The organism is Lederbergia ruris, from assembly GCF_018332955.1.
GTDB classification, from domain to species: Bacteria; Bacillota; Bacilli; order Bacillales; family Bacillaceae_C; genus Lederbergia; species Lederbergia ruris.
On record NZ_BORB01000145.1, the window covers coordinates 1 to 255 of the forward strand.

The 255-nt window shown below is 40.0% G+C and carries 1 protein-coding gene; it reads right to left on the reverse strand.

The genetic code is table 11. The annotated features are described in order from the left end of the window. The coding region (locus tag KI363_RS21780) for a DDE-type integrase/transposase/recombinase (protein WP_212967628.1) at positions 1–255 on the reverse strand (255 nt) is incomplete at both ends.

Sequence of the window (255 nt, forward strand, 5' to 3'; positions counted from 1 at the left end):
AGTGTTGAGCTAGAAGATAGATGGGATTTCCATCGACTACAAAAGTGAGATCTTCTGGAATCTCCTTCATCTTTACCAACACTTCATCAATGGCATGAATAGCCGTGAGGGTATCACGATTTGGCGACACGGGATAGGAAAGAATAATTTTCTTTACCGCGTCAAAAAAGAAAAACAAATAGTGCCATTTTCCGTTCACGCGGATATAGGTTTCATCTCCACAGAATTGATCCGAGAGCTCATAAGGATAATAAT